The following is a 22,514-nucleotide window of genomic DNA, read 5'->3' on the forward strand; positions in this document are numbered from 1 at the left end:
TTCCTATTATACTTTCGCTTGCTTTGAGAAATATTTTTATTATTGAGTAATTTATCACATGTTACTTACTGCACACGTGGTATACGAATTTTCATGGTGGTGCCTTCACCTTCCGCACTTTCAACATTTATTTCACCAGCAATGCTTTCAATAAACTGTTTCGCTTCATAAACACCAATGCCCATACCTGCATTACCTTTGGTGGTATCGAAGGGCTTAAACAAGCGATTTTTAATGAAAGCAGACGACATGCCAGTACCATTATCTGCTATCTCTATTTGAACATATTTACCCGTCGCTGATAAGCTAACTTTTACCCAACCATCATCTTTTGTTGCTTCTTGGGCATTTTGAATTAAATGATTCATCACAGAGAAAAATGTTTCGTCATCTAAATCAATTTCACAGCTTTCATTAGCGTCAAAACTCACCGTTGGCTGACTGATGTTTCGCTGCTCAATCACTTTTTCGATAACCGCAGTTAACTCTATGGTTTTACGAGATGACTGCGCCGCTTGCTTGTTTCTAAGTTGAGTTAATACTTTGCCTAAACGTTCAGTTGCCGATTCAACGGTTTCAAACACATCATCAATAAATTCTGGGTTATCGCGATGCTTAGTGGCATTGTTGGTGATCAACGAAAGTTGGGCCTGAACATTTTTTAAATCATGTACCAAAAATGCCGACATGCGATTAAAAGCATCAAACTGTTTGGATTCCGCCAGCTTTTCATTCGCTTCATGTAACGAAACAAAGTTGCCTAACTGTTTAGATACCGCAAAGATTAAATCACGGTCTTCCCAATTTAAACCGCGCTCTTCGCGATTTTCTGACAACAGGAAAAAACCAAAAAATGCCTTACCAATAAAAATTGGCACGATATAAGTAATCCCCTTCTTTTGCCACGCACTAGGTTGAATAAATAAACTCGGATAAGAGTGTGGATCATTAGCATATTCATCAATATCGATAATCCAACCTTGTTTCTGACAAAACTGGCTCAACAACAAAAAATCATCGCTGAGTGACTCATCAATGTCCATGTCTTGGCTGTATTTAACCTTAAATTGCTCGAAAGCAACTCGCTTAACGATTGCGCCAGAAGTTGCATCAACTTTCGACATCATAATTTGTGTCGCCATTTGATAATAATTCTCTGCACTAGTGGTTTCAATGGCGCCGATTAGCTGTAACCATTCATCGCGATATTCGTACTTATTGGCAAAGAAATTTTTCGCGATAAAGACTTTAAGTCTGCGCCTTAACGATTCAGTAATAAGTAAAACCGCCAGCACAATACCGCTTAATAATAAAAAGCCAATACTGAGTAAGTCGCCCCACTCACCGCCTAAATAATTTAATAAATAGCCTGTGAGCGCCATCACCAATAAATAAATACCGGCGATCATCAACATCGAGCTGTAAAAAACCACTTGTCTGGAAACAAATATGCGCACCGAGCCTTCTTTCACTCGCCTAGTGCTTACCAATAATAGCGGCATAACAAAAATTGAAATTAGGCCGCGGCTGTACCAAAAATCAAAATCAATCGCTTGCACCATCACGGCTTGCGCGTACAAGACAAAATCAAAAATACTAACGCCGGCAATCGCGATCACTAACGGCCATATTGCCCATCGAATTTGGGCGTTTGCACTTCGAAACAGCTGTTCAAGCAGCACTAGGCTCCACAAATTAAGCAATACAAACAGTAAAAATAAGTATTCATAAGCAAAGTCGAGTAAATAACACAGCAACCAACAGCCGCTCACTAAGCCTAACCATGTCAGTAAATATTTTTGAATATAACTATTTTTCAGTAGGGTTTTTATTGAATGATATTCACTATTAAAACTGAGAATTAATACCGCCCAAACGGCAATTTTTACCGCATCTGCAGCCATCGCCCATTGAATATTAAAACCAAATTTTAATTGCGCAGCAGCCACACCATTAGCAAACAGCGTGACTAACGCACATAAAAGTAGCCAACGAGCAACTGGGGCTTTATTGCGCGCCGCAAATAACATTAAGGTAAAAATAACATAGGCAAGTGTTGCCCCTAAATACCCTAAAGTGCCTGCCAACCACATGATGAAATTCCTCGTATTCCCTTTAGGCAGTGCATCAGCATTGCCTAAAGCTCGTCATTATTATTATTAAAAGTATTGCTATTTTTTGGTGAATAATTCCGTAAGAACAGGTACCAATAAAAAGCTAGAAATCGCCGAAACACACAAGCCAGAAATAATGACCACACCCAATGGTTGCCATAAATCACCACCGAGCATGGTCAGTGGTAACAAACCACCAATGGTTGTTAATGTTGTTAGTAAAATTGGCGTAAAACGGGTGGCACTTGCCGAGACAATTGCGCTTTGTTTATCTTGCCCAGAGGCGATATTTCGATTGGCAGTATCAATTAATATAATGGCGTTATTAACCACTATGCCAAATAAACTGATCAAACCAATAAAGGCCATCATCGAAAATGATAAGCCGGTAAGATATAAACCAAGACCTGAACCGACGATAGCAAAAGGAATTGAACTAAAAATAACCATCGGCTGTAAAAACGACCTAAATTGCAGCACCAAAATGGCAAATATGCCAATGGCGGTGATCAGCATAATTTGGGTTAGACCGGCAAACGATTCTTGTCGGCTTTCTTCTTCACCACCCAACATATAATACATACCTGCAGGCATAGGGTACTGGTCTAAATACTCAACCACTTGCGTGGTTAAATGATTAACGGAATAGCCAACGCCTGGGTCTGCCGATACTTTAGCCATGCGCAGTTTTTGATAGTGAAAAAACTCCGTCCGTCCTTTTTGCAAAGCAATATCAACCACCTGCCCTAACGGAATTTGCTCTTGTGTGCGACTGCTAATATTTATTTGTGATAAGGTTTCAAGATCGGCATTGGGTTGGCGTACCAAAATAGGGTAATTTTCGCCATTTTCGTCATTAAAGCGTCCGACATAGGTACCGGTAATAATGGTTTTTAAGGTATTGTCTAAATCATTAATATCGATATTGGTTAAGCCCGCTTTGTCGTAATCAATTTTCATTGCCAGTTCGGTATTTGCTACGCCAATTGGGTTTTCAATATTAATCATACCTTCAATACTAGCCATTTTGGCATGAACATCGTTAGCGACACGCTCTAGGTCACGCAGCGATTCACTCATTAAACGAATCGTAATTGGCTTATCGGTAACTGGACCTTGAGTGAATTCTTTAACCGTGATTTCAGCTTGACGCCATTGGCTAAATTCCTCTCGAAGCTTTGATACTAAAACTTTAATGTCATCGACGTGATATTCTTCAAGCACCACTAAAATTTGGCCATACTTTTCAACACCACGCTTAGGAATTTCATTGTAATAAATACGAGGGTTAGAATTACCAACATTCAATGCAACTTTATCAACTAACGGATAGGTTTCAATCACCTTAGCCGCCTGTTGCATGACTTGATTGGTATAAGATAACGACGAGTTTGGCGGTGTTTCCACATCAACTAGCAGCATGGCTTTTTCAGCTTTTGGAAATAAACTTAATCCCACTTTGCCAAAAATGCTGCCCATACCAATTAAAGCAACCACAGCAACCGCTAACGTTATCCATCTAAAGCGAATAAGACCTTTTAAGAAAACCGTATAAAAGCGCTCGGCAAACCCGTTGACATAAAATTGTAAGGTTTTTATTTTGTTAGGCTTTAAGGTGAAAAATTTGCTCGCAACTAATGGCGTTAAGGTAAGTGCGATTAGCAATGACGCCAGTAACACTAATACGACAGTAACGGGCATCGAACGAATAAAATCACCCGTATCACTGGCAATTAATAACATAGGTAAAAACGCCAGCATAGTGGTTACCGTACCACTGGTAATTGCCCAACCGACGCGACTTGTGCCAACAATAGCGGCCTCACGCAAGCTATTGCAATTACGCTTTTCCCGTAAAATGCTTTCGGTAACAACAATGGCATTATCCACTAACAAGCCAAGCGCAATGATCAAGCCGACAATCGACATTTGCTGCAAACCAAAGCCGCTAATATCTAACCAACCAATTGCCATAATAAACGACAACGGAATCGCAATAATCACCACTAACGATTCCCGCACGCCTAAAAATAACAGTGACATAACACCAACAAGCAGCAAGCCTTGCCACAGGTTGTCAAAAAAGCCGTTAACGCGTGACTCAACACTGTCTGCTTGTTGAAATAATACATCGATAAACATGCCGTCAGGCAATGTGGTTTTAAAGCGATCGATTTCTTTATTAATCAACTCAGTGAGGATAAAAATATTGGTATTGGTGCGCTGCTCAACCGTGACAAAAATAACCGGTTTTTCATCGTAATACGCTAAGTAGTTTGGATCTTGGTGAGAAAAACTTACTTCGGCGACATCTTTAAGACGCAAGGCAAATTCAGGGGTCGATAAAATAATGGTGTCGGCGAGTGCTTGTAGTTGTTCAAAGTTACCACTGGCTTTCACATTAAATCGACGCGTGCTGGCATCAACAAAACCTGGGGTAATATTAACCGCTCGCCCTTGCAAGATTTGATTAATTTGCGTAACCGAAATGCCGTAATGTGAGAGTAAATCTAAGTTTAAATCAACCGCGACGACTTGTTGCGGATAACCCCAAATATCGGCTTTTTTCACTGACGCTATTGCTTCTAGTCGCTTTTCTAACTGTTTAGCTTGCAGCTCCATCAGCTTGTAATCTAAAGGCTCAGACCACAATGCAAGTTGCACCACAGCAACCGCTGTTGGCGTTGCTTTTAGCACTAATAAATCTTGCACGCCCGATGGCAGCGAAGGTTTAACATTGGAGACCGCTAATTGAATTTGGTTATAAGCACGTTCTGGATCTGTGCCGTAGTGAAATACAATTTCAATGCGTACGCCACCATTTTTAATTTGCGCTTCCACTTTTTTAATGGTGTCGATATCGGCAAATTCTTGTTCAAGCGGCTCTACCACTAAGGTTTCAATATCTGTGGGTGAAGCCCCCGGATAAATGACTTCAACTAAGGTGATCGGAATATCAAACTGAGGATCTTCCGAACGTGGCATATTGAAATAAGAAACAATGCCAACTAATACCAGTAATACAATAATCGTTAAACTAAATTGGGCGTTATTTATTGCCAGTCGAGGTAAGCGCATGGGTTATTTTTTATCCAATGAAATATGTTGCCAACCTTGAGTAACAATGCGCAGCATTTTCTCAGGAGTATCAGTGAGTAAATAAACAGAGTTGTTATTGATTTTGAAAATATCAAACGCTTGTTGCTCTGCCTTCTCGCCATTTTCCGAGGCTAATAATACCAAGGCTTGGCCTTGTTCATTGACCGACATGAGCGCGGAAATAGGAATACGATAAACCAAATTGTCACGGGTATAATCTATTACCACTTCCGCAAGTTGCCCTGCAATAATGCCGTGTTGCAAGTTGAGCTTCGGCAATAACACGTCGATAACAAACAAATTATTGCTATTGGCAATGGCAGGAATGCGATTAACTTCACCATTTACTGCGCCAATGTTTTGCAAATTCACCCGTACTTTTTGTCCGATCCTCACTTGGCTAATTTCTGTGCCTGTTAACGCCACTTTAATCACCCAATTATTTTGCAACGCGGCAACTTTTAACGCTTCAACACCTGGGGTATTAAACGCGCCAAGCTCTGTGGTTCGACTCAACACAACACCGTCGAATGGGGCAATTATCTGTGCTTTTTCTAAATTATAAAAATCCACTTTATATGAAGCACGAATAGTTTCTAAGGCCGTTTCGGCTTTATCAAGCTCTTGTTCTGAACTTAAATTATTGTCGATTAGCTGTTGAATACGATTAACTTCGCGTTTGGCTTGCAGCAACTGTGCATAAGAAGCGTTTTTTAAGGCGATGAGTTCATCAATTTCTAACGCGGCTAACACTTGCCCTTTTTTAAAAACATCACCTTGATCAACACTTAAGGTATCAAGGTAACCATTGCTTTTAAATGACAAGCTTAATGTGCGTTTAAAATCTAATTTCCCCGTACGCTTGATCGCTTCAACATAAGGCGCGGCAAAAATATCTTCAGTATCGAATTTTTGCGCAAAAACAGGAGAAATGAATGTGAGGCAAACTAAAGACAAACAAAGTGATTTAGCAGTTTTAAAAAAAAGCATAAAGCAACGTAATTATCGAAAAAAATGATTACTAATACTTTAGGATTAATGCCCGTTAAAGTACATCTTTTTCAGATAAATATTAATAACAATTTAATCATTGTAATCCAATAAGAACTTGGCTAAGGAGATAAAAACAAAGCGACTTTTTTTGCTAGACAATAGCCAGCGAAGCCATTACTATTTGCCGCGCTATTCACATAGCCAATTTACGCACCCATAGCTCAGCTGGATAGAGCGCGCCCCTCCGGAGGGCGAGGCCGCAGGTTCGACTCCTGCTGGGTGCGCCATTTTTTAAAGTTTTGACTAATTTGCAATAACTTAGCAATAACGCTAATCAAAAAAACGAGCATGAGTCATCCTTGTCTCATACGCTAAATCATGCACTAAGCCTTGCCCAAATCCCAATACAAACCTAGCGCTAAAATTTATTGCTTTATACTCGCTCAATTAATGCGGCAATGCCTTGTCCGCCGCCAATGCACATAGTCACTACCGCGTATTTTCCTTGAACGCGCTCAAGCTCATGAATTGCTTTTACCGTGATCAACGCGCCAGTTGCGCCAATTGGGTGACCTAAAGAAATGCCCGAGCCATTTGGGTTGACTTTATTCATGTCGAGCTCAAGATCACGACACACCGCTAGCGCTTGTGCTGCAAAGGCTTCGTTCACTTCCCACACATCAATGTCATGTTTATCAATGCCGGTTTTCGCTAATAATTTATTTACCGCAGGCACAGGGCCTATGCCCATTATCTCTGGCGCCACACCAGCAAAGGCATAACCGACTAACCGCGCGACCGGTTTCAAGCCGTGCGTTTTGGCATATTCACTATCCGCCATCACTAGCGCGGCGGCAGCATCATTTATACCTGAAGCGTTACCGGCAGTTACCGTACCCTCTTTTTTAAATACCGGACGCAGTTTTTCCATATCTGCTGGGCGACAATCAAAACGCACGTGCTCGTCTTGGGTAAAACTCACCTCACCTTTACGCGATTTTAACGTTACCGGCACAATTTGCTTGGCAAAATAATTTTCATTTATTGCCACTTGTGCGCGGCGGTGCGACTCAACCGCAGCAAGGTCTTGCTCTTCACGGCTAATACCCCATTTTTCGGCAATATTTTCTGCGGTGATGCCCATGTGAGTATCGTTAATTGGGCAAGTTAGTGCGCCCACCATAGGGTCAATTAATTGAGTATCGCCCATTTTGCTGCCAAAGCGGGTATTGGGCGACCAATAAGGCACACGCGACATTGCTTCAGCGCCGCCAGCAACAGCGACATCACAATCATCAAGTAATAATAATTGCGCGGCAGAAACTATTGCTTGTAAGCCAGAGCCGCACAAACGATTAACGGTAAGTGCTGGCGTGGTTTCAGGCAAGCCGCCTTTCATTGCGGCGACTCGACTCATGTACATATCTTTTCGGTCTGAGTGAGTGACATTACCAATCACGCAATGGCCAACTTGCTCAGGCGAAATACCAGCGCGATCAACGGCTGCCGCTACCATTTGCCCAGCTAAATCACTTGGCGCAATATTTTTCAGTGCACCACCAAAGCCGCCAATGGCGCTGCGCACACTACTTAAAAAAACAACTTCACGTTTTGACATCTCATTTTTCTCTTATCAATTGAACGGTTAACTTAAAAAGTACACTTAAACAAAACACGGCCATTAAAACTGCATTTCTGGCACTTGCTCAGGCACCACTAATTCACCCGCAGTAAGCTTAATAATTTCTTCTACCGAGACCCCCGGTGCACGCTCAAGCAAATGAAATTTTCCGTCTTTAATTTCAATGTAAGCCAAGTCTGTTAATACTTTTTTAATGCAGCCTTTGCCCGTTAACGGCAAAGTACAATCTGTTAATAGCTTTGATACGCCGTGTTTTGAAGCGTGGGTCATGGTGACAATAATATTGTCTGCCCCTGCCACTAAATCCATCGCGCCGCCCATGCCTTTGATCAATTTTCCCGGGATCATGTACGAGGCAATATTGCCATTTACATCCACTTCAAATGCGCCCAGCACCGTTAAATCAACATGACCGCCGCGGATCATGGCAAACGATTCAGCCGAATCAAAAAGTGATGCGCCTGTTGCCATCGTCACCGTTTGCTTACCGGCATTAATTAAGTCGGCATCTACTTCATCTTCTGTTGGAAACTGCCCCATACCGAGCAAACCATTTTCCGATTGCAGCATCACTTCCATGCCCTTTGGAATGTAATTGGCCACCAATGTAGGAATACCTATGCCTAAATTTACGTAATAACCGTCTTGTAATTCTTGGGCAACACGCATTGCCAGTTGTTCTCTTGAAAGTGCCATAAGTTACTCCTTTATGCGTTTGCTGCGCGCACAGTGCGTTGTTCAATTGATTTTTTGAAAGTGCCTTGAATAAGACGATTCACATAAATACCTGGGGTATGAATTTGATCAGGGTCGAGTTCACCCGGCTCAACAATTTCTTCAACTTCTACTACAGTAATTTTGCCAGCAGTTGCCGCCATCGGGTTAAAATTACGCGCGGTTTTACGAAACACTAAATTGCCATAAGTATCAGCTTTCCACGCTTTTACAATGGCAAAATCGCCAGTAATAGCAGGCTCTAAAATATAGTGTCGGCCATCAATTTCACGCGTTTCTTTACCTTCAGCTACTAAAGTGCCGTAACCTGTTGCAGTGAAAAATGCCGGAATGCCCGCGCCGCCTGCGCGCATTTTTTCAGCCAAGGTCCCTTGCGGGGTTAATTCCACGTCTAATTCACCAGCCATCATTTGCGCTTCAAAAATTTCATTTTCGCCAACATAAGAGGCGACCATTTTTTTCACTTGTCGGTTATGCAGCAATACGCCAAGCCCTTCATTGGTAGTGCCGCAGTTGTTCGACACCACGGTTAAACCTTTGGTGCCTTTGCGCTGAATTTCATTAATTAAATTTTCTGGAATACCACATAAACCAAAACCACCGGCAATTACGGTCATGTTGTCTGCTAACCCTGCCATTGCTTCTTCGTAGCTATTTACTACTTTATTAAAACCTGCCATTTTAATGCTCCTACCTAAGGTGATTAACTCGAAAAACTTGAGTATCAGCATCTGCCATGGTTATATATTTATCAAATTAATAATATTTACCAATTGATAAATATTTTAAATAAAGCAAGTTTTACCATTGATTGCTTACTGAATAACAACTGCTCAAGGACTTGGTTATGAACATCACCATTAAACAAGTGCGCGCTTTTTTAGCCATCGCCAATAACCACAGTTTTGCTGAAGCCTGCGCGACAATGCACTTATCACAACCGGCGCTCAGCATTGCCATTAAAAATTTGGAAGAAGAAGTGGGTGGAAAATTATTTGTCCGCTCAACTCGCACTTTGGCATTAACGCCCGAAGGCGATACTTTCTTACCTGTCGCCCAACGCTTGTTAAATGAATGGGACAGCGCGCTGCAAGATTTAAATAATCACTTTTCCCTTAATCGTGGTCGATTAGCGATTGCCGCGATGCCTTCGTTTGCCAATAGCTTGTTGCCTGAGTTTTTAAAAAGCTTTCGTGATCAACACCCTAAAATAAATATCACCATTCACGATGTGATCGCTGAGGATGCGGTTGAAATGGTACGCGCAGGCAAAGTTGAATTAGCATTAACGTTTGAAAATGAACCATCGAGCGACCTAACATTCACACCACTTTTTACTGACCACTTTATTGTTGCACTTACGCCAAAACATGCACTTGCCAGTAAACAAAATATCACATGGCAAGCGATCGCCAACGAGCCTTTTATTGCCTTACAGCCACCGTCGAATATTCGAAAAATGATCCAGCAATCAATTGCTGAGCAGCAACTCGACTTGAATATTGAATTTGAAAGCAATCACTTAGCCACTATTGGGCAAATGGTTGCTTCAGGTATCGGTATCAGTATTGTGCCGGCGATTTGTCGCACACTCTTTCAAGCACAAGGGGTGCAATGCCGCCGCTTAATTGAGCCAAGTTTAAGTCGAAATATTGGCATAATCACGCGGAAACGCTACCCACTTTCAAGTGCCGCGCAGGCTTTTTTTACCTTATTAGAAAGTAACAGTTATAGTCAGCAAACACCCAAAATATAAGGCTTGGTACTAAAGTAGCATTCACCAAATGGTAAATATTCGCCAAGATGAAACTTCCTATTCAGATCTTAGTCGATCACCAACTTGGACTTATGGACATGTTCAAACTTTCCAATAAGAAAATAACAACAGGTATTGTTAGCAAAAAGATGATTAGCAATAGTGTCAAAGTCGCCTTATCGCTACTAATGCTGTTAATTAATTTACCCGCAATGGCAAGTTTTAAACCTTTAACTGGTTTTGGTGATAATCCAGGAGAGCTTGACGCCAGCTTTTATGCAAAAGGTGCACAAACAAAAAACCTTGTGGTACTGCTACATGGTTGCGTGCAATCTGGCGAAGCGCTCGCTCAGCAAAGCGGTTTTTTAGATTTGGCCAAACAACATAACTTTGCCTTACTAGTGCCGCAACAAAAGCAAAGTAACAACATTAAGAACTGTTTTAATTGGTTTTCAGCGCAAGATACCAATAAAGACAGTGGCGAAACCTTATCGCTGGTGAATATGATCAATTCAACAAAAGCGCAATTAAGCAGCGAACAAGTTTTTATCGTGGGTTTGTCTGCCGGTGGCGCTATGACCAGCAGTTTATTAGTGCATTACCCACAACTGTTTAATGCAGGTGCCGTTATTGCCGGTATTCCTTATCCGTGTGCAGACAATTTAATTAAGGCGATTTCCTGTATGCGCACTGGGCCATCTCAGTCGGTATCAGAACTTACCGATGCAATTAAATCAATCAATAACGCCAACGCGCCTTGGCCTAAATTATCAATTTGGACAGGATCTAACGATAAAGTCGTGCATCCAAGTAATGCACAAATGCTAGCGCAACATTGGGCGCAACTGAATAACTTGCCGAAAAAGCCCAAGCAAACCGAACATAAAGGTTATCAAATTAGCCAATGGCATAACCAAGCAAACACAGTGCAAGTGGAGTTAATTGAACTGGATAATATCGGCCATGGCATTGCGGTAAATTCGCAACAAACACATGGCGGCACAGCGGCTGAATTTGTGCTTGAATCACCACTAAGCAGCGCAGTGCATTTAATCGATTTTTGGCAAATCAACTAATAAAACACAAAAACAATATTTTTTAATTCTTTAATTATCAGTAATTTAAAGCAATAAACGAACGCATGGTACTATAGTACAAATTAACTTTAAAACGAATTACTATAGAGTTTTACCCATACCAATAAGTTCATCAATTGCTGAGTAAGTCAGTCAATAATAATTAAAGAAATATGGGGAACGAAATGAAACAACAAGCAACGAAACTTAGTTATTTAGCGTTAGCAATAACCACAGCCTTAACCAGCAATTTTGCGATTGCTGCTGAACAAGAAAACGAATCTGGCTTAGAAGTTATCGAAGTAACTGCACGTAAAACGGTAGAAAGCCTGCAAACAGTTCCAGTCGCCGTTACCTCGCTAAGTGCAGACGAACTGAACGAAAGCGGCATTGAAGTTATCACTGAAATTCAGCAATTTTCACCCAACACAACTTTACAACGTAGCCGTGGTACAAACTCAACCATTACCGCTTTTATTCGCGGTGTTGGTCAACAAGATCCATTATGGGGTTATGAACCCGGTGTTGGTATTTACATTGACGACGTTTACATGGCGCGTCCACAAGGCGCAGTATTAGACTTGTTAGACGTAGAGCGTGTTGAAATTCTGCGTGGTCCACAAGGTACCCTTTACGGTAAAAATACCATTGGTGGCGCAATAAAATACGTCACTAAAGAAATGTCGGGCGATGCCGAGCTAAACTTAAACGGCACCTTAGGTAGCTATAATCAACGTGACGTTAAGTTAACGGGTCAATACCCAATTATTGCCGACAAGCTTTATGTCGGTTTTGGCTATGCTAATTTACAACGCGACGGTTACGGTGAATTTTTAGAATCGGCCTTACCCGGCCAAGATACCGAAAACTACAATAAAGACGTAGTTTCAGCACGTTTATCATTAGAGTTCCGCCCAACAGACGAATTATCTTTCGCCCTTAAATGGGATAAAACAGACGACGAGTCAAATTCAAAAGGCGGTTACCGCTTACTGCCAAGTATTCTTACTGAAGCACCTGTGCCTGACAGCGTTTACGACTCGTACACTAGCTTACCAACAACCAACAAAGTTGAAGTTGAAGGCATGAGCTTTACGGCTAAATGGGATGTAACCGACTTTACCACGTTAAAATATGTTTATTCAGATCGTGAAAGCTACTCGCCAACCAATATCGACTTTGACAATACCCCATTGCGTATTTTTGACGTACCAGCGATTTACGACGATGAACAAAGTACACACGAAATTCAATTAAACAACTTTGGCGACAACTACACCTTTGTTTCAGGTTTTTATTACTACGACGGTGAATCTTGTGGTCAATTCGACGCGATTTTAGAAGTGCTAGGTCAAGCAATTACCCTGCCGGGTTTAACACGTGAAATTAGTGGTTGCAGTAATTCAACCAGTAAAGCGGCTTACGCTCAGCTAAGCTACGATTTTTCAGAAAAATGGTCAATGACCGCTGGCGCGCGTTATACCAAAGACGAAAAAGAAGCCTTAGTAAATAACCACCTACACTTTCAAACAGTGTATCCAGAGTCAGGTTGGGTTGACGGTTATGTTCGTCCAGACGATTTACCGGTCACCGAAGTGCTAAACGACAGCCAAGATTGGTCGAAATTCACACCACGTATTGGCGTTGAATATCAAGCAACTAGCGATATCATGTTATTTACCAGCTTCTCACAAGGCTTTAAATCGGGTACCTTTAACCCACGCGCATCAGGGCCAGAGCCAGCAGCTAAGCCGGAAGATGTTGATTCAATTGAACTAGGCATGAAAAGCCAGTGGTTTGACGATAGCTTACGCGCCAACATCACCTTGTTCTCGCTTGATCACAAAAACCGTCAGTACATTTCAGTATTACCAGGTGAAAATGCCGCTGACTTAAACCAACGTTTGGGTAATATTGGTACGTCAGAATCGCAAGGTATTGAAGCAGAATTTACCTATTTAGCGGCTGAGAACTTATTGCTTACTGCGAACTTTGGTTATATTGACGCTGAATTTACCGAAGTGATTGATTACGATGAAAACGGTGACCCGTTTGATAAATCTGATCGCTTTAGTATTTCAAATACACCTGAATATACTTACAACTTAGCGGCAAACTATACCATTGAGTCTGAAGTGGGTGACTTCATTGTTAATGCAAGTTACTACTATCGCGATGATTATGTATTGTTTGAAGAAGACAGCTTATTAACCCAAGACGGTTACGGCTTAGCAAACTTAAGCATTAATTGGTACAGCATGGAAGGTAACTGGACTGCAGGTTTACATGTGAAAAACATCACAGATGAAGAGTACATGATCGGCGGTTATCAGTTTGTTGCACCACTTGACGACGGTGGTTACGCACCAGGTTTAGGTGGCGACAATACCTTAATTGCGTATTATGGCGACCCAAGAACGATTTCCTTAACCCTAGGTTATCAGTTCTAAACTGCGCTTTTTTTACCCTTAGTTAACAAAATAAGCGTGGAAAGAGCTGGCATGTGTCAGCTCTTTTTTTCATACTGACTTAACAACAACACAAAGGTTTTCGGGAGATCATTATGTTTGCATCAACAAGCTCTGAGGCAACTAACAACAACGGCCAAAGTGTCGAGCCGAAAGTCATTATTGCTGATGATCATCCGTTATTTCGCACCGCACTTAAACAAGCCATTATTGAATGCATTGACGATGCAAATACCTTAGAAGCCGAAAGCTTTGACGAACTGCTTAGCGCCATTGAAAAAACACCCTCACTGGAAATTGTATTTCTTGATTTGCACATGCCCGGCAATAACGGTTTTACCGGACTAACCCAACTACAAAATCACTACCCTGATTTAGTGGTGATCATGGTATCGTCAGACGACAATAGCGAAACCATGCAAAAAGCGATTAACTTTGGCGCTGCGGCATTTATTCCAAAGTCGGCCGATTTAAACACCATCGCTAGCGCTATCGACACCGTTTTAGAAGGCGATATTTGGCTACCAGAAAATATTGAAGCGAATATTGATGAACAGCAAGTTGCCCAACACCAAAAACTCGCTAAACAATTGGCACAACTTACCCCACAGCAATACGTGGTATTAACCCGCATCGCCGACGGCCAGCTCAACAAACAAATCGCTTACGATTTAGACATTAAAGAAACCACAGTGAAAAAACACGTTTCTGCGATTTTACTCAAACTCGACGTAAACAATCGCACTTTAGCCGGTTTAGCGTACCAACAACTCATGCTAGCTGCGAACGAACACGAACAACAAAGCGCCTAGTATTTTCTAAAGACAGGCAAAGGGGTCAGTGACATCGATAAAATTGGCAAATCCCGCTTAGTCTCTTTTTTCTTTTTGTCACCGACCCCGGTTTTATTGTTTTGCCTCATAAAAAAATATCAATAATTTCCTATACTTCGACAAGCTCAGCACGAACGGAAATTTTGGAAGTTTCGTAGGCGAAGGGGGCGGTGACATCGATAAAAATGGCAAATCCCGCTTAGCCTCTTTAGACTTTTTGTCACCGACCCCGATGTTGCAATCAACTAACAGCTCCGCTTAACTTATTGAAAATATTAATTAAGTACAGTATGGTTCTTAATGAACCACTGTTTACCCTTTAATAACAACTCAGCTGCCAAAGGAAGAAAATGCACAATCCCGATAAATGGAAAATGAATTCCAATCAACAAATGCACAGTTTTATTAAAGAATTTAGCTTTGCTGCAATAATATCTCATGATTTAAACGCATCACATTTACCATTATTGTTAAAGGAAAAAGAAGGCGAAAATGGCACGCTTTATGGCCATTTTGCTCGAACAAATCATCACTGGAAATTTGCCGATGGCGCTAAAGTATTAGTCATTTTTTCGGGTCCTCATGCTTATATTTCACCTACTTGGTATAAAGCCGCTCCGGCGGTACCAACTTGGAATTACAGCGCGGTTCATGCTAAAGGCGTAATTCAGCTAACAGATCTAGACACAACACTAAAAGCGCTTGATGAAACAGTGAAAAAATATGAGGCGAATCTAACAATCCCCGAAGGCTTTAAATCAAAACTTAGTAAAGGTATTGTTGGTTTTAAAATTAATATTGAGTCGCTGCAAGGCAAAGATAAACTTGGACAACACCGCTCGATTGAAGATCAGCTTGGCGTAACATCAGCTTTATCAAAGGCAGATAACCCTGAAAGCCAATTACTGTATCAGTACATGGTCAGTAAGAATCTTGGTACAGGCAGCTAGCAAGGCGTTAGGAGATTTAAATGATTTCATTTCAACCAGCTAAAGATTTAAATAAATCTGCGCAGTTAACGTATAGCAATATGCGCTCATATTATGAGCGTTATTCTGTCGCTTGGGATCAAGCAAAAATTCTAGAACAAACCTTGGATTTGCATAATTGGGATATTTTATTCGATGGAAAGTATGTCGGCATTATGCGGTTAGCGTTTGATAATGACGGTTGTTATTTACGCGATCTGCAAGTGGATGAAAACCACCAAAACCAAGGCATTGGTGCGCTAGCGTTAGAAAAATCAAAACAACTTGCGTTAAAGTCAGGAGCCAATAAGCTCAAATTAAGAGTATTTAAAATAAGCCCTGCATTTCATCTTTATAAACGAACGGGCTTTACCATAAGCGATGAAGATGAAAGGTTTTATTATATGGAGAAAAAAATCGTCTAGTCAGGTAATTAAGCATCGCTAGACAAAAATTGGCTCGTTTCAGCGGAACAGCTGAATAGGGCATGTTCCGCTAAACGAGCAACTCATTAATCGACAGTAAGCACACCATCAATATTTGAAATACTCACATTTTCTAAATCACTGATTACCAGTGTTGAATACTGCCAGCTTTGGTCTCTTTTTTGACACTCAGCAGACAAAACAACGGTAATATTACGCGATGTTTTAGCATAGCTTCCACTAGGCACATAACCACTCATGCTTCCATTTCCGCCAGAATTCACAAGAAAGCCATCTAAGTTTGTCACTTCGGCAGCATTTAAATGGCTGATATCAAGTGACGCAGGGATCCAGCTTTGATCTCTTTTTTGGGCTTCTGCGTATAGGGTTGCTCTAACATTTTTTGATGTTTTTGAATAACTACCTTCTGGTATATATTGACTCATAGTACTTTCCTTTTTAAGAGTATTGAAATTCATCTATTGTGCTCCTGTAATTTCGTGAGGCTGAAATTTACAGTAGGAAGAGTGTAGTTATATAAATAAATTAAAAATATTACCTTTTATTACATGGCGCAGTTTGTCGCTGCCAAGCAGTTTGTATGGGGTTGGTTTTAAATGAGTTTAGATGAGTTAGAGGCTTGTTAATAATCTCATATACTTCGACCAGCTCAGCACGAACGGAAATAATTACAGCTAACTTGCATAGGTAAAGGGTCGAGATATAGGGGTCGGTGACATTGATAAAATAGGCAAACCCCACTTAGTTTCTTTTTACTTTTGTCACCGACCCAGGTTTTGCGAATGAAAATTAGGTAACTAATCAGCAAAGCGCTTAGTTTAAAGCGACTAACTTAAGGCGAAAATAAAAGTGCATATGTAAAAGCGTTTAGTTAAAAATAGTTAATTAAAAAAGCATCAACCAAATAAACTCCGTCCATTTTCTATGGTCGTATTATGCAGACCAAACAGGATTATGGTGCCAACGCTTTACCCAAAGAGGAAAGTCCTTCGCTGGCATTGGCCTGGAAATCCCATAACCTTGGGCGATAGTACAATTTAAGGCGAGCAGTTTGTCTGCATGTGCCTTTGATTCTACGCCTTCTGCGATAACTCCTCGGTTGAAAATTTCAGCTAAGCCGATAACGGCTTTAACAATCGCAAGATCAGAGGGATCAGAGAGCATGTCTCGAACAAATGTTTGATCTATTTTCAATACGTCAACAGGTAAGTTTTTAAGATACGTCAATGATGAATATCCAGTACCAAAGTCATCTAAAGCAAATTTAATCCCTAATTTCAAACAGGTATACATAAGTTCGTTAACTTGTTCAATATCGTCAAGGGCACTGGTTTCCAATATTTCTAGCACTAATTGTTCTGCTGACACTTCTGGGTAGGCTGCTAGTGTTTGGGTTAAGTTTTCAATAAAATTTTCACTTTGCAATTGGCTCGCACCAACATTAACACTAACGGGTATACTTATGCCCTTTTGCTGCCAAATACTTAACTGTTGGAGTGCCGTATTTATGACCCATTCACCAATTTTAACGCTAATTGAGTGCCCTTCCATAATAGGTAAAAAGGCATCTGGTGGTAAAATTCCATGTTCAGGGTGATTCCATCTAATCAAAGCTTCTGCGCCAACAACCTGACATGTTTTCATGTTAATTTTGGGCTGATAATAAAGCTCAAATTCGTTTTTGTTAAAGGCGCTGTATATATTCTCTAAGCTTTCTCGCCGTGTTCTACTTTTTTCAGCAATGCTTATATCAAAAAAACGGTAGCAATTTCTTCCGGCATCTTTAGCAACATACATTGCTTGATCAGCTTGTCGAAGTAATAAATCAGGATCTGAGCCGTTTTGCGGATAAAGCGTTACCCCTATGCTAGTTGAAACTTTTAAGACTTCATCATCACAAATAATATTTTGGGAAGCAGCAAGTAACATGCGCTGCAATACTTGTATGCACTCACTTTCATTGTTTAGATCGGTTAATACTGCAATAAATTCATCACCACCAATACGCGCTAAAAAATCTCCAGCTCGCAGTGCCTGTTTTAAATTTTTTGATAAAGATATTAAAAAATTATCACCTATACAGTGCCCGTAGGTATCATTAATTCGCTTGAAGCCGTCTAAATCTAAATAAGCAAGTGCCAGTGTTTTCTCTCGGCGTTGGCTTTGTTTAATAGCTAACGCTAACTTATTAGAGAGCAAAGCTCTATTGGGTAGCCCCGTCAACATATCGTGATGAGCACTATGTTCAAGCTGATATTGATGTGCCTTACTTTCGGTGATATCGGTAAATATTGAAACATAGTGATTTGTTACGCCAGCTTTATCACTCACTGCGCAAATTGATTGCATTTCCGGATAAATCTCGCCGTTTTTACGCCGGTTCCACACCTCAGAATGCCAATAGCCTTGCTCTTCCAGTGCTTTCCACATTTCAATATAGTAGCTAGCTGATTGCCGTCCAGATTTGAGAATTCGCGGATTATTGCCAATAGCGTCTTCTCGATTAAACCCTGTGATACAGGTAAACATCTCATTGATATCAAGAATAGTACCGTGTTTATCGGTGATCATGATGCCTTCATGCGCATGCGTGAAAACACTCGCGGCAAGTTCGAGTTTAACTTCAAGTTCTTTATTCGTTGAAATATCGGTCAATATGGTCAAACATTCTAAACCATCTGCACTCATGTTAACTTGCATTAATACGGTACTGACTTTTTCGTTGATATTAAGCTCTATTTCACATGCAGTTTGCTCTCGCCCAGCAAAAGCATTGTCAATACATATGTTAAAAATAGGTATAGAGTCCTGCGTTAAATAAGCACCTAGGCGTTTGCCTTTTATTGCTTCAATTGACGCACCTAGCATATTTGCAGCGGTTAGATTAGCTTGTTTAATTTGACCTGCCCGTTGCAGAGAAACATAACCAACGGGTGCGCAGTGATACAATGCTTGGTAATTTTCACTGGTTTTTTCAGCCAATTCTCTTGCTGCAATTAACTCGTTTTGTTGCAGCTCTAATTCTATCTGGTGTACTTGTAATTCATGCAATAACCGTTCAATTTGTTTGGCATCTTTTGGTAATTGATTAGCGATAGGAGGCTTTTTGGGCAGCCGTAATTCTGCTAGTTTACGCAAGGTATCTACTGTTTTAGTCGTTCGTTTTGTTGCCTTGCTCATAACGCTAGATCATCCTAAACATGCTAAAACATGTTAATACATGCTAAAGTTAGGTGGCATTGGGCTAATTTAACCGTCACATCAGGTTAATTTAATTTGAAAGCTCTAATAGTAAGTCAGAAATGGTTGCTAAGTCTTTGCTAAGGTCACTTTCACAGCGGTTAGACTGCTTATCTAAAATCAGTTTAATGTCATTAATTGTCTTAATGTTTTTCTTATCATTAGTAACATTTTCCGTTACACAAACAAACAAGCCTTGCTCTTGCGAATTCATTGCACATTTAAACCATTGTTTTGTTTGTTCAACATAAAATTCAATTTCTTCCGAGGTTCCGGTTAAGGCGACGCGTGCACAAGCAGCCATAAATTTTGGATTAGATTGCAAAGTATTAGGCGTTACTTCACTGCCATTTTTCCCTACAACATCATGTAAATGAGTAATTTTGCTATAAGAGTTGTTTACTTCAAGGTAGTTGAAGTCGACCGCTTTGTCACCTTGCATGATGATTTTTTTATATGCAACCGCGTTCATTGAGTTTTCAAATAACAAACGAAAGCGCAATTCCGATTGAGCCAACGCAATACTCGCTTTCCTATTAACGGTGTTATTACTAAAAGTAATGACCACGCCATCAATTAAATTTTCTTGTGTGCGATAAGGCATAATCCGCACGATATACCAACTACCATCTGTCGTTTTTATTTCTTTCTCATGAAAAATTAAGCTGCGAAGCACTTCATTGACATCTTCTGCCAAGGTTGGGTAAATAAGGGAACTAACCAAATCGGTAATAGGACGCCCAACATCACTAGAAATAAGTTTAAATATATCAAGCGTTTGAGTGGTATAACGACGTACTCTAAGTTGGTTATCTAAAAACAAGGTGGCAATGTTTGTGCTATTGAGGATATTTTTCATGTCATCACTCGCTTCTGACAGCTCACTAACCTTGCTGTTAAGTTCATGATTCACGGTTTGCAACTCCTCGTTCATCGACTGCATTTCTTCTTTTGACGTGGTCAGCTCTTCATTAGTGCTCTGCAATTCTTCATTGGTACTTTGTAGCTCTTCATTCGCAGATTTAAGTTTTTCTTGCGCATGCTGCATTTCTTTGGTGGTAATTTGAAGCTCTTCTCTTGCTTGATATAAGTTATGCTTGAGCGTTTCAATTTCTTGCATATGCTCGCCAGTAATACTTGCGGTAATTGGTTCCTTGATTAAAGCAACTTGAGATGCTGAAACAGTAAACAACACCAACACCATACCGCGTAGTTCCTCAATATGAAGCAATGGTTTTATACATACATCAACCTGTAAAGCCGTGTCGTTTAAACTCACCTCAATGTTTTTCAACTCAAGAGTTTTCTGTTGGCGTATAGCGCGATGAAATACTTCATTTAGTGGTGCTGCTAAACCTTTACGAGCCATAGCAAACAAATTATGGCTAACTTTGCCCGTTGCAGGCTCTAAGTAATTTCCGGTTTTACCATTAATATAAATAATATCCGCTTGTTCGGTGGTAATAAGCGCCGCTGGAGTAAAGTGCTCGTGTAAAAGTGATTGAGTTAATTCTTGTAAATTCAAAGCTTGCGCTCCTTGAGGTTGTTCTGGCACAACTTTTTCGATTGATTGCTCTTGCATATAGTCAAGCACGGTGCGACTAGGAAACTTAATCACGCTAACAGGCTCTAACATGTCCCGTCGTTTATAAATTCGTTGAGTCCCTTTTATAGGCGTAAACATTTTGTCATCCTTGCCTACGGTTTCAGATGTGCCCAACACAAGTACACCAGATTTTTTTAAGCTGTAGTGAAACAAAGGAAATATTGTTTTTTGTAATGCGGCTTCAAGGTAAATAAATAAATTGCGACAACTAATAATATCGAGCTTGGTAAACGGAGGATCCATTATCAAGTTTTGTTGAGCAAAAATAACCATTTCTCTGGTTTGTTTACCAACCCGATAACCGCCATCTACTTGAACAAAATATCGTTTTAATAACGCGTTGGGTACATGCTCGCAAATTGACTGAGAGTAAAACGCTTTTCGCGCTTCAGTAATGGCTTCATTATTTAGATCTGTGGCAAAAATTTGTAAGTCAAAATGATTGGCTAAATTAAGTTTTTTCAACGACTCCTGAAAAACAATCGCCAGCGTATATGCTTCTTCTCCGCTGGAGCAGGCAGGTACCCATGCACGCAACGTTCCGCCTTTAGGGTATTTTGCCAACAACCTAGGGATAACCTCTGTTTTGAGTTGCTGCCAAACTTTTTGATCTCGAAAAAAGTTAGTAACACCAATTAGTAACTCTTTAAATAACAATTCATTTTCTTGTGTATTAGAAACTAAGTAGTTTACGTAGTCGCTAACGCTGGTAAATTGATGCAAGGCCATACGTCGCTCAATACGACGATAAATAGTGCTTTTTTTATAGTGTGAAAAATCATGGCCAGTATGTGTGCGAAGTAATACTAATACTTTATCAATATCGCTTTGAAATTCTTTATAGTCTTCAGTTTTCAATACTTCATGCTCAAGGTAGTCAACAATTTTTGCCATTAGCTCACCAGCTGGAGCAATTACATCGACAAGCTTTGAACGAATGGCACTTTGAGGCATAGCATCAAACTTAGCAGTATGAGGTGATTGTACAAACACAGCGCCAGCATGCTCTTTAATCTTACGTAAGCCTGAGGTGCCATCTGAGCCCATACCAGACAAAATTACCGCAATACTTTGGGCTTTTTTGTCAACCGCTAACGAATGAAAGAAATAATCTATTGGCAGGTGTAAACCTTTGTGTTCTTGGCGAGCAATTAGCAATAATATGCCATTTAGCATGCTCAGGTCATAACCTGGCGGGATCACGTAAACGTTATTGGGCTCAACCATAATGCCGTCAGTCACTTGCTGTACTTTTAGCAAGCTAACTCGCTGCAATAAATCACACATGATGTCTTTGTAGTTAGGAGCTAAGTGCTGCACAATAACAAACGCCATGCCACAGTTTGCAGGCACTTTACTTAAAAACTCTTCGAGCGCTTCGATTCCGCCAGCTGACGCGCCAATTCCGACTACTGGGAAACCATTAGCCTTATCGAAAGAATTAGTTTGAGCTTTGTTATTAATGTTATTGGTAGCTGCATCGTTAAATTCTTTCATTATATTGCATATATTTATATCTCAAGAGGCTCCTAGATAAT

The 22,514-nt window shown here is 40.6% G+C and carries 15 protein-coding genes and 1 tRNA gene; 7 read left to right on the forward strand and 9 right to left on the reverse strand.

Annotated elements, in window-relative coordinates; genetic code table 11:
* Positions 1 to 65 precede the first annotated feature (65 nt).
* The 3 genes from prsK to ACRRSQ_RS06470 all read right to left on the reverse strand — a co-directional run bounded on the left by prsK (position 66) and on the right by ACRRSQ_RS06470 (position 6,203).
* Positions 66 to 2,093 (reverse strand): XrtA/PEP-CTERM system histidine kinase PrsK, encoded by a 2,028-nt coding sequence (gene prsK / locus ACRRSQ_RS06460; protein WP_440874893.1) that lies wholly within the window; start codon positions 2,091 to 2,093, stop codon positions 66 to 68.
* Positions 2,094 to 2,171: 78 nt separating this feature from the next.
* The gene (locus ACRRSQ_RS06465) at positions 2,172 to 5,192 is read right to left on the reverse strand and encodes an efflux RND transporter permease subunit (protein ID WP_440874894.1); all 3,021 of its coding nucleotides are present in this window, start codon (positions 5,190 to 5,192) and stop codon (positions 2,172 to 2,174) included.
* A 3-nt stretch (positions 5,193 to 5,195) separates the two neighbouring features.
* Entirely contained in the window at positions 5,196 to 6,203 is a 1,008-nt protein-coding gene (locus ACRRSQ_RS06470; RefSeq protein ID WP_440874895.1) for an efflux RND transporter periplasmic adaptor subunit, read from the reverse strand.
* 213 nt (positions 6,204 to 6,416) lie between these two features.
* Between ACRRSQ_RS06470 and ACRRSQ_RS06475 the strand changes: the two genes are divergently transcribed.
* Positions 6,417 to 6,493 (forward strand) — tRNA-Arg (locus ACRRSQ_RS06475).
* Between the two features lie 146 nt (positions 6,494 to 6,639).
* Here the strand turns inward: ACRRSQ_RS06475 and bktB are convergent.
* From bktB to ACRRSQ_RS06490, 3 genes are all read right to left on the reverse strand, one after another.
* Positions 6,640 to 7,824 (reverse strand): beta-ketothiolase BktB, encoded by a 1,185-nt coding sequence (bktB, locus tag ACRRSQ_RS06480; protein ID WP_440874896.1) that lies wholly within the window; start codon positions 7,822 to 7,824, stop codon positions 6,640 to 6,642.
* Positions 7,825 to 7,887: 63 nt separating this feature from the next.
* Positions 7,888 to 8,544, reverse strand: coding sequence for a 3-oxoacid CoA-transferase subunit B (locus ACRRSQ_RS06485; protein WP_440874897.1), 657 nt, complete (start codon positions 8,542 to 8,544; stop codon positions 7,888 to 7,890).
* An 11-nt stretch (positions 8,545 to 8,555) separates the two neighbouring features.
* Entirely contained in the window at positions 8,556 to 9,263 is a 708-nt protein-coding gene (locus tag ACRRSQ_RS06490) for a CoA transferase subunit A (RefSeq protein ID WP_440874898.1), read from the reverse strand.
* A 167-nt stretch (positions 9,264 to 9,430) separates the two neighbouring features.
* Here ACRRSQ_RS06490 and ACRRSQ_RS06495 point away from each other — a divergent pair, with 167 nt between their 5' ends.
* The 6 genes from ACRRSQ_RS06495 (at position 9,431) to ACRRSQ_RS06520 (ending at position 16,109) form a co-directional block, all read left to right on the forward strand.
* Positions 9,431 to 10,339: a LysR substrate-binding domain-containing protein gene (locus ACRRSQ_RS06495; RefSeq protein WP_440874899.1), complete on the forward strand. Its 909-nt coding sequence runs from the start codon at positions 9,431 to 9,433 to the stop codon at positions 10,337 to 10,339.
* Positions 10,340 to 10,386: 47 nt separating this feature from the next.
* Entirely contained in the window at positions 10,387 to 11,415 is a 1,029-nt protein-coding gene (locus ACRRSQ_RS06500) for an extracellular catalytic domain type 1 short-chain-length polyhydroxyalkanoate depolymerase (RefSeq protein WP_440874900.1), read from the forward strand.
* A 185-nt stretch (positions 11,416 to 11,600) separates the two neighbouring features.
* Positions 11,601 to 13,865, forward strand: coding sequence for a TonB-dependent receptor (locus ACRRSQ_RS06505; RefSeq protein ID WP_440874901.1), 2,265 nt, complete (start codon positions 11,601 to 11,603; stop codon positions 13,863 to 13,865).
* Between the two features lie 113 nt (positions 13,866 to 13,978).
* Entirely contained in the window at positions 13,979 to 14,695 is a 717-nt protein-coding gene (locus ACRRSQ_RS06510; RefSeq protein ID WP_440874902.1) for a response regulator transcription factor, read from the forward strand.
* Positions 14,696 to 15,066: 371 nt separating this feature from the next.
* Positions 15,067 to 15,666 (forward strand): FMN-binding negative transcriptional regulator, encoded by a 600-nt coding sequence (locus ACRRSQ_RS06515; protein ID WP_440874903.1) that lies wholly within the window; start codon positions 15,067 to 15,069, stop codon positions 15,664 to 15,666.
* Between the two features lie 20 nt (positions 15,667 to 15,686).
* Entirely contained in the window at positions 15,687 to 16,109 is a 423-nt protein-coding gene (locus ACRRSQ_RS06520; RefSeq protein ID WP_440874904.1) for a GNAT family N-acetyltransferase, read from the forward strand.
* Between the two features lie 86 nt (positions 16,110 to 16,195).
* Here ACRRSQ_RS06520 and ACRRSQ_RS06525 read toward each other — a convergent pair whose 3' ends face one another.
* From ACRRSQ_RS06525 to ACRRSQ_RS06535, 3 genes are all read right to left on the reverse strand, one after another.
* Positions 16,196 to 16,555, reverse strand: a complete 360-nt coding sequence (locus ACRRSQ_RS06525; RefSeq protein WP_440874905.1) for a CVNH domain-containing protein — start codon at positions 16,553 to 16,555, stop codon at positions 16,196 to 16,198.
* Between the two features lie 508 nt (positions 16,556 to 17,063).
* A complete protein-coding gene (locus ACRRSQ_RS06530; RefSeq protein ID WP_440874906.1) occupies positions 17,064 to 19,310 on the reverse strand; it encodes an EAL domain-containing protein in 2,247 nt (748 codons plus the stop codon).
* 91 nt (positions 19,311 to 19,401) lie between these two features.
* The gene (locus ACRRSQ_RS06535) at positions 19,402 to 22,473 is read right to left on the reverse strand and encodes a chemotaxis protein CheB (protein ID WP_440874907.1); all 3,072 of its coding nucleotides are present in this window, start codon (positions 22,471 to 22,473) and stop codon (positions 19,402 to 19,404) included.
* Positions 22,474 to 22,514: the final 41 nt, after the last annotated feature.

This window comes from Thalassotalea sp. PLHSN55, assembly GCF_052030545.1.
Lineage (GTDB): Bacteria > Pseudomonadota > Gammaproteobacteria > Enterobacterales > Alteromonadaceae > CANMXU01.

Bases quoted from the DNA above. Each gene is read 5' to 3' on its own strand.
- ACRRSQ_RS06495 (WP_440874899.1), top strand. From the start codon at position 9,431: ATGAACATCACCATTAAACAAGTGCGCGCTTTTTTAGCCATCGCCAAT.
- prsK (WP_440874893.1), bottom strand. From the start codon at position 2,093: ATGTGGTTGGCAGGCACTTTAGGGTATTTAGGGGCAACACTTGCCTAT.
- ACRRSQ_RS06525 (WP_440874905.1), bottom strand. From the start codon at position 16,555: ATGAGTCAATATATACCAGAAGGTAGTTATTCAAAAACATCAAAAAAT.
- ACRRSQ_RS06515 (WP_440874903.1), top strand. From the start codon at position 15,067: ATGCACAATCCCGATAAATGGAAAATGAATTCCAATCAACAAATGCAC.
- ACRRSQ_RS06535 (WP_440874907.1), bottom strand. From the start codon at position 22,473: ATGAAAGAATTTAACGATGCAGCTACCAATAACATTAATAACAAAGCT.
- ACRRSQ_RS06530 (WP_440874906.1), bottom strand. From the start codon at position 19,310: ATGAGCAAGGCAACAAAACGAACGACTAAAACAGTAGATACCTTGCGT.
- ACRRSQ_RS06470 (WP_440874895.1), bottom strand. From the start codon at position 6,203: ATGCTTTTTTTTAAAACTGCTAAATCACTTTGTTTGTCTTTAGTTTGC.
- ACRRSQ_RS06490 (WP_440874898.1), bottom strand. From the start codon at position 9,263: ATGGCAGGTTTTAATAAAGTAGTAAATAGCTACGAAGAAGCAATGGCA.
- ACRRSQ_RS06485 (WP_440874897.1), bottom strand. From the start codon at position 8,544: ATGGCACTTTCAAGAGAACAACTGGCAATGCGTGTTGCCCAAGAATTA.
- bktB (WP_440874896.1), bottom strand. From the start codon at position 7,824: ATGTCAAAACGTGAAGTTGTTTTTTTAAGTAGTGTGCGCAGCGCCATT.
- ACRRSQ_RS06500 (WP_440874900.1), top strand. From the start codon at position 10,387: ATGAAACTTCCTATTCAGATCTTAGTCGATCACCAACTTGGACTTATG.
- ACRRSQ_RS06465 (WP_440874894.1), bottom strand. From the start codon at position 5,192: ATGCGCTTACCTCGACTGGCAATAAATAACGCCCAATTTAGTTTAACG.
- ACRRSQ_RS06510 (WP_440874902.1), top strand. From the start codon at position 13,979: ATGTTTGCATCAACAAGCTCTGAGGCAACTAACAACAACGGCCAAAGT.
- ACRRSQ_RS06505 (WP_440874901.1), top strand. From the start codon at position 11,601: ATGAAACAACAAGCAACGAAACTTAGTTATTTAGCGTTAGCAATAACC.
- ACRRSQ_RS06520 (WP_440874904.1), top strand. From the start codon at position 15,687: ATGATTTCATTTCAACCAGCTAAAGATTTAAATAAATCTGCGCAGTTA.